The 7,627-nt window shown below is 59.3% G+C and carries 6 protein-coding genes; all 6 read left to right on the top strand.

What is annotated here, in order from left to right:
• Window positions 1-273: 273 nt before the first annotated feature.
• From IQ273_RS27705 to IQ273_RS27680, 6 genes are read left to right on the top strand one after another with little or no spacing between them, the layout of a single operon-like run.
• Window positions 274-627: a hypothetical protein gene (locus IQ273_RS27705; RefSeq protein WP_194026357.1), complete on the top strand. Its 354-nt coding sequence runs from the start codon at window positions 274-276 to the stop codon at window positions 625-627.
• Entirely contained in the window at window positions 557-3,370 is a 2,814-nt protein-coding gene (locus tag IQ273_RS27700) for a hypothetical protein (protein WP_228053996.1), read from the top strand. Before IQ273_RS27705 ends, IQ273_RS27700 begins: the two co-directional genes overlap by 71 nt.
• Window positions 3,367-4,089, top strand: a complete 723-nt coding sequence (locus tag IQ273_RS27695; RefSeq protein ID WP_194026356.1) for a hypothetical protein — start codon at window positions 3,367-3,369, stop codon at window positions 4,087-4,089. The genes IQ273_RS27700 and IQ273_RS27695 overlap by 4 nt, the downstream gene beginning before the upstream one ends.
• A gap of 40 nt (window positions 4,090-4,129) precedes the next feature.
• Entirely contained in the window at window positions 4,130-5,230 is a 1,101-nt protein-coding gene (locus IQ273_RS27690; RefSeq protein ID WP_194026355.1) for a hypothetical protein, read from the top strand.
• Window positions 5,231-5,253: 23 nt separating this feature from the next.
• The gene (locus tag IQ273_RS27685; protein ID WP_194026354.1) at window positions 5,254-5,988 is read left to right on the top strand and encodes a hypothetical protein; all 735 of its coding nucleotides are present in this window, start codon (window positions 5,254-5,256) and stop codon (window positions 5,986-5,988) included.
• A complete protein-coding gene (locus tag IQ273_RS27680) occupies window positions 5,988-7,460 on the top strand; it encodes a TrbI/VirB10 family protein (protein WP_194026353.1) in 1,473 nt (490 codons plus the stop codon). The genes IQ273_RS27685 and IQ273_RS27680 overlap by 1 nt, the downstream gene beginning before the upstream one ends.
• The last annotated feature ends 167 nt before the right edge of the window (window positions 7,461-7,627 follow it).

The raw sequence follows: 7,627 nt of genomic DNA, 5'->3' as shown, positions 1-7,627 counted from the left end.
GGACGGGTCATGTTCAGCTTTCCTAGGGCCGAGTCAGTTCATTGAGGAGCCGGATGAGGGGAAACTCTCACGTCCGGTTTTGAAAGAGAGTTCATTGGAGCGATCCGATGTTCGACTCTAACCAAACTATTGCCCGCACACCGCTCATTATCATTATCGCCGTCACCGCTGGCGATGTGCTGACAACGCTAATCACTGGCTAGTTGTCGCTGTGCGGCCATTCAGATCGAGGGTGCAGCTCTACACCGTTCTTTCAGCATTGCTGGGCTGCTTATGACATCTAAGTTTCGTCCCGTTAACTCCATCCTGGGGGCGCAACCCCGGTTAGGCCCCATTCCGGCAGATCAGATCATTCCCTGGTTCTGCATCACAGGGGCCTCCTATCTACTGGGTCGAGGGTTCAGCCTCAGCTGGACTTCGATTGGATTCATTGCCGCCTGGGGCATGTCTACCTGGTGGATTCTCACCGGGGGGCAGAGCTGGAAGTTTACTGCAAAATTTGTGCCGACTCCCACCTGGAGTCGCGGCTATGCCCGATATCTGAGGTTTACCCACGATGAAACAGACCATCGGCAAACACCGACTCAAGCTCGGCAACCAGTTCGTCAGCACGTTGACGCCCTTTGAAGATGCACTGCACCTCGCCGCCATGGTGCGAATTGAACTGCGGGGGCGACAGGTTGGAGCCTACGTTCTTACGAAGGGCAAGAACCGCGAGCACCTCTGCTTTGTGTTTGGCTTCGACTGCCGGGGCATTCACAATACCCTGACCGATGAACAGGTGGAGATTGTCTTTGACCAGCTGGAATCGGGGCTGAAGGATCTGCCCAATGGTGAGCGGTTGACGATTCATCTGGGGTCGTTTTCGGCGGACTGCGATCGCCAACAGGCCTTAGCTCAGCTCACCCAGACCGCCCCTAACCAGGCTCTCAAGTTCTTGCTCACCGCTGAACGCGCTAGAGTCCAACAACTCACCCAGCAGGGCCTGCGCAAACCCAAATTTCTGCGGCTGTATGTTACCTACACTGTCCAGACCGGTGCTGAAGGAGCCCAAGACATCATCGAGAAGGTGATCAGCAGGGGCGAGACCCTGTGGAAGTCGTTCACGGGTGAGCTACGCCAGGCCAAAAACCAGCGGCTGCAAACGGTGATCACCAAGGCGTTTACCGATGGCTTTTTGCTCTGGGAACAGGTGCTCTCAACCAAGATGGGGCTCTCGGTGAAGCCTCTGGGCGAATCGGATTTGTGGAGCCTGCTCTGGAACCGCTTTAACGCCAGTGACCCCATCGACATCCCCCAGCTGATCATCCTCGATTCTGATGGCCTACACGAGCAGGTCAACTCGGACATTCACAGCACTACGTTACTAACGCGGGCCGGGGTGCCCACCGCCGGAAAAACCTGGGTCAAGGTCAAAGGCCAGTATGCGGCCCCGCTAACCTTCCTCGAAAAGCCCGGTGGTTGGGCCAGTGAGTCGGCCCAACTGCGCTACCTGTGGGAGATCCTCTCCCGCGAGACGGTGGCCGATACCGAAATCTTCTGCCAGCTGACTCGGGCCAACGAAACCCTGGTAAAAACTACCGTGCAGCGGATGCTGAAGCAGTCAAACCTGACGGCGACGTTAGCTGAAGACAGCCACTCGGTGGATGTGGCTGCTGAGCTGAAGATGAAGCGCTCGATTGAGGCCCAGGAAGAACTCTTCGAAGGGGCTCTACCGATCCACACTGCCGTTGTATTCCTGGTGCATCGACCGGATCTGGAGCAGCTGGATGAAGCCTGCCGCTATATCCAGAGCTGCTTTCGCCGCCCGGCCTGGGTGGAGCGCGAGCAGGACTATGCCTGGAAAGTGTGGCTTCAGACGCTGCCGATTGTTTGGGAAGCCTTGATGGCAACACCCTTCGGGCGGCGGCAGCTCTACCTCACGGGCGAAGCACCGGGGCTGATGCCGCTGGTGGTGACCCAGCCCTGCGATAGGAGTGGCTTTGAGCTGATTGCCGAGGAAGGCGGCCAACCCATCCACCTGGACTTGTTCAACCAGCACCAGAACCTGGGCCTGTTTGCCACCACCCGAGCCGGGAAATCAGTCTTGGTCTCTGGCATCCTCACCCAGGCACTGGCCCACCGCTTCCCAGTGGTAGCGCTCGATTTTCCCAAGCCCGATGGCTCCTCGACCTTCACCGACTACACCCAGCTGGTAGGTGGGGCGTACTTCGACATCTCCCGCGAGTCCAATAATCTGTTCGAGCTGCCCGACTTGCGTCACCTACCGGGTGACGAGCGCAAAGAACGCCTCGATGACTTTCAGTCATTTCTGGAGTCCGCCCTGCTGACCATGATTGTGGGCTCTGGGGCCAATAGCTCGGTGATGACCCAGACCATTCGCTCGATTCTGGTGCTGGCCCTCAATGCCTTCTTTGCCGATGCCCCGATTCAGCGACGCTACCTGGAGGCGATGGAAGGCCGCTTGGGTTCAGCGGGCTGGGCACAGATGCCCACCCTGGCTGACTTCCTCGACTTCTGCACGCCCGAGAAGCTGGATCTCAACCAGGTGGGCGGCAATATCGCGAAGGCTCTGGACATGATTGAGCTGCGGCTCCGGTTCTGGCTCTCCAGCCGGGTGGGCCGAGCGATCTCTGCTCCCTCCAGCTTTCCGACCGATGCCCAACTGCTGGTCTTTGCCCTACGGAATCTATCCAACGAAGAAGATGCCGCTGTGCTGGCCCTTTCCGCCTATGCCGCTGCTCTGCGGCGAGCCCTGGAAGCTCCAGCGTCCATCTTCTTCATCGATGAAGCCCCCATCCTGTTTGAGTTTGACGAAATTGGAGCCTTGATTGGCCGACTCTGCGCCAACGGTGCCAAGGCCGGAATTCGGGTGATCATCTCGGCTCAAGATCCCGACACCGTCCATAAATCTCCCGCCAGCGCCAAGATCTTTCAGAACCTGACCACTCGTTTGATTGGTCGCATTCAGCCTATGGCAGTAGATAGCTTTGAGCGCATTCTCAAATATCCCAAGGCCGTCATCAGCCGCAACGCTAGCGAGAGCTTCTTTCCCAAACGGGAGGGGATCTACAGCCAGTGGCTGCTCGACAACAACGGCCTCTACACCTACTGCCGCTACTATCCCGCCTTTGCCCAGCTCGCTGCCGTGGCCAATAACCCCGATGAGCAGACGACCCGAGACCTAGTGCTGCGCCATGCCCCCGATACCTTCACGGGCCTGGCGGAGTTTGCCCGACTGCTGGTGCTCTCAATTCAGTCGGGTGAACCCCTCTCGGTGATCACCGAGCGCTGGTTTGCCGAGCGCAATCCCCATCCTGAAGTTCCCCTGTCTTCTTTCAACTCCCTACCCACTGGAGGTCATTCATGAACCCGCGCCTTCGCGTTGCCCTCATCCCTATCCTGGCCGCCACCCTGCTGGTAGCACCCATCAAACCCGTCGCCGCCTCGCAGGTGGATACCACCTTTACCGACATCTTCGGTATTTTCCGCCAGGCCTTTGAGACCAGCAAAACCTATGTCGAGCAGACCATCGCCGACCTGCTCACACCGCTGCCCGGCGATCTGGAGGGCGTCATCCAAAACGCCCTGGGCGATCTGGGTCTGGTTGACCCCAATCGGGTACGGTCGGCCATTGCAGAAGAGCTGACAACGATTCTGGAGGGCGATTTAGCCCAGTCCGACAGCATCTATGCGGGGCTTGAAACCGCCAATGAAGTTGACCGGCAGCTCACTCGCGCCCAAGTCGATGCGGTGCTGGGCCAGAGCGGGCAAGCCGCCACCCGCGACAAAATCACCTGGATTGAAGACACCATCGGCCAGGTGCATCAGCATGCCGACTCAGCCCAGACGGCTGTGTCCACCCAGGCGGCGATCAAGCAGATGGCGCAGCAAAATGCGCGTCAGTCAGAAATTCTGGGGGCGGTGCAGTCAGAACTGCTGCAATCTCGCCAGGATGCCCAGTTGACCAACCTCAACCTGGCCAACATGTCTCAAAACCTAGATCAAGAGGCCCGTGCCCGTCGCCTCCAATCTCTGGGCAGTGCCCTCGACACCCTGCAAATTAGCGCCCAGGCCCGTTTGTTCTAGACGTCTGTTCGTCATGGCGTCAATTTGGATGTGAACCCCCATGCTGCTGGATTGGCCCGTCTCACCCATTGCCCAGTTACCCCGCGACACCGCCGACATCATTGAGGGCGGCGCTGTCGCGTCTGAAGCCGTGGCTGAAAGCTGGAACCAGCTCTGGGAGAGCGTGCTTCAGGGGGGGCTTTACTTTGCCCTGGCTCGGGTTGGAGTCTTATTCGCTGTGGCTACCCTGCTCCTGTTTATGACTCAGTGGACACGGCAGATGGTGGAAGGAGAAAGCAGCCGCGCCTACGCCGACTTCATCTGGCCGCTGCTGGTGATTGTGCTGCTCTCTAACAACGGCGATCGCCTGGCGACCATCACCCTAGACATCCGCAACTACATCAACCAGGTCAACCAGGACGTCTTGTCCTACACGGCTGCGGATATTCGGCTGCAAGAGGCCTATCAGGCGGCGATCTTGGAAGGTTCGGTGGAGCAGACCATCATCCAACGCCGCAACCAGTGCTATGAACTGCAAAACCCCGAAGAGCGGGCGAATTGTATTGAACTGGCGGCGATTGAAGCCCGCGAGTTTATCGAGGACTACCGCGCTAGAACTGGCAATCCCAATGCCTTATCCCGTGCGTTGGAGGCGGCTCAGGCCGGAGATAATCCCCTCGACTCAGGTCTGCGGTTTGGGGGAGCGCTGATGGGTTCTGGCTTTCAGACCGTGACCCGAGGCCTGTTGATGGCGCTGCATATTGCTTTTCAGTGGCTGATTGAAGCCTCGTTGTTACTGACCGCCACCCTGGGGCCGCTTGCTGTGGGCGGCTCATTACTGCCGGTGGGGGCCAAACCGCTATTCGCCTGGCTGACGGGGTTCTTTTCCTTGGCGATCGCCAAACTCAGCTTCAACATCCTCTCGGGCCTGGTCTCCCTGGCGGTGCTGAATGCCGGGGATTCCCATCCCCTCATTGCTCCCTTCTTTCTGGGTCTGCTGGCTCCCATTCTCTCTCTGGCCCTGGCGTCGGGCGGTGGCATGACGGTTTTTGGAGCCCTCACCAGTACCGCTGGGGTAATTGCGGGGACGGGGGCCATGGGTGGCATTGCCCGTGCTCCTGGCTACTCGGGCAGACGTCGGGCCTACCGCGTGCGTCGTTGACTTCATTTATCAGGACATGTCCCATGGTGCAGTTGATTGAGAAACGCAACACAAACTACCTGCCTCTATTTGTCTTGGGCAGCGTGGGGTTGCAGCTGGTAATGCTGGTGGTCTTGTTTCTTCAGGCCGGTGCCTTGAGTCGTCTCAGTCGCCAGGATGCCCCCACCCTGGTGCAAATGCAGGACGGGCAGGCCATTCGAGTCGGCACCATAGGCTCTCGGGAGCGCACCCCAGAGACGATCCGGCGCTTCGTCAATGACACCCTGGTGCTGATGTTCAACTGGAGCGGCAGCCTGCCTGCGACCACGGCAGAGGAGGCCAGCCAGCCCAGGGCCGACCCCGGCCTACCGATTGAGGTGGAACGGGGCAGACGCAATATTGCCACCGCCAGCTGGCAGGCCAGCTTTGCCTTCTCGGAAGATTTCCGCCAGGACTTCTTGAAGCGGGTGGCCGAACTGACGCCACCAGGTGTCTTCACTGGCACCAGTCAGGTGGTGATGGTGATCAACCATGTCGGGAGTCCCGAGGTGGTTGGGGAGGGCCGCTGGAAGGTGGCGGTGGTGGCCCATCTCTATGTTTTTGATGAGGCCAACGCCTTGGGCCAGGCGATTCCCTTTAACCGGGAAGTGTTTGTCGAGGCCGTCACTGCCCCAGCGGTGCCCGATGGCGATACCCCTTTGGAGCAGGCCATCTACAGCATTCGCCAAACCGGCCTGCAAATCTATGCCATCCGTGAACTTGACCGGGAGGACTTGTGATGACGACACCCAACAATCTGTGGGATGACCAAGAGATGGCCGACCTGGTGGGGCTACACCTACCAGAACCGGCCTCTGAGCCTGGACAGGAGGTTGTACCTCCACACACCACATCGGAGGCAGAACCCCTCCTGGACGCTGAGGATTTGGGTGGGCAGACTCTAACCGCCCACAAGCCCAAGCTATCCCTGGCAGCCAACCCCTTCACCAAGCTGGGCGTTGTCGCCGCTGGAACCGGTCTGGTGATTGGGGTTTTAGCCGTCTTCACCAGCGGGGTGATGAAGAATGATTCTTCACCGGCTGAGGAGGTGCAAGCCGATTTTCCAGAACCCATGGTCGAGGAAACCGAGTTGAGTGCTACCGATGATCGGGGGCAACTGCTGACTGATTTAGCGATGGGACGTCAGCAGGCCGAACTGGAAGCTCTGGCCAATGAAGAGCCTACGGCTCAACCGGAAGCGCCAACGGCCAGAGAAACCTCTGATTTTTCTCCGGCTCCTCCACCCCCGTCACGGCCTCCCCAACCTGTCGCGGCGCGACCTACTCCGGCACCGCTACCGCCTCGACCAGCCCCCGTCTCCCCTACGGTTTCAGCCCGTCCCGTCGTGTCTCAACCGGTGTCCCAACCCGTCGTCGATCCAACGGAACGATGGCTAGCGCTGTCCCATTTGGGGAGCTACGGACAGGGTAGTCCTTTGGCGCAGGAACCTTCTGCACCGCTAGTTACGGCGGCTCCAACGCCCGTCCTCGCGTCAGTGGCTCAAGGCAGCACACCATCTCCATCCCGTGACATTAACCATGCCGAAGAAGCGGCCATTCTCCAGGGCCAGCCGGTAGCATTGCCCCCGACATCGCCCCTGCTGCTGACTGGCACCCAAGCCTCCGCTGTACTGGAAACGCCGTTGATCTGGGCGGCGGAGACAGACAGCCCTCAGTTCGTGGTGCAGCTGACAGAACCCTTGCTGGCTGCCGATGGAGAAATCGGCTTACCGGCAGACACATCGCTGGTGGTGCAGGTGACATCGGTGGCAGACAGCGGCCTGGTGCAACTGACGGTAGTTTCATTCATTCAGGCTGGGCAAGAAATCCCGCTGTCCGCTGGAGCCATTCAACTGCGAGGGGTGGAGGGCACCCCTCTGATCGCTCAGAAGTATGACGACCCAGGAATGGATATCGCTCGGATGGATGCCACGATGGCGGCCATGGCCGGGTTATCTCGGGCAGCGGGGTTAGTGAATCGGCCCAAAACCTCCTCGGTTATCACCTCTGCTGGAGGTAGCGCGATCACCCAGGACACCGGAGAGCCCAACCTTCTGGCTGGGATTCTCGAAGGCGCGTTTGAGCAGCTCTCGGGGCAGATGGAGTCGCGAAATCAGGCGGCCCTAGACGAAATCTTGAATCGACCTGTCGTCTGGTATTTGCCACCAGGCACTGAGGTCGACGTGTACGTGAATCAAACGGTGGCGCTATGAAAACACCTTGGACTCCCTGGATTGTGGCTGGAGCGCTTTCTCTAGCAGGTATCTCATCCCACCCCGCCCAAGCCCAGTCAGCCTATTCTGTTTCTGCCAGACATGCCCAAGGGTTTACCGGCAGTCAGGCTCCTGTCATTCACATGTGGCCTGGCTATGGCACCAAC

This window comes from Nodosilinea sp. LEGE 07298, assembly GCF_015207265.1.
Taxonomy (GTDB): domain Bacteria; phylum Cyanobacteriota; class Cyanobacteriia; order Phormidesmidales; family Phormidesmidaceae; genus Nodosilinea.
The sequence above is the reverse complement of the archived record's forward strand: the minus strand, read 5'-3'. Positions and strand labels throughout refer to the sequence as shown.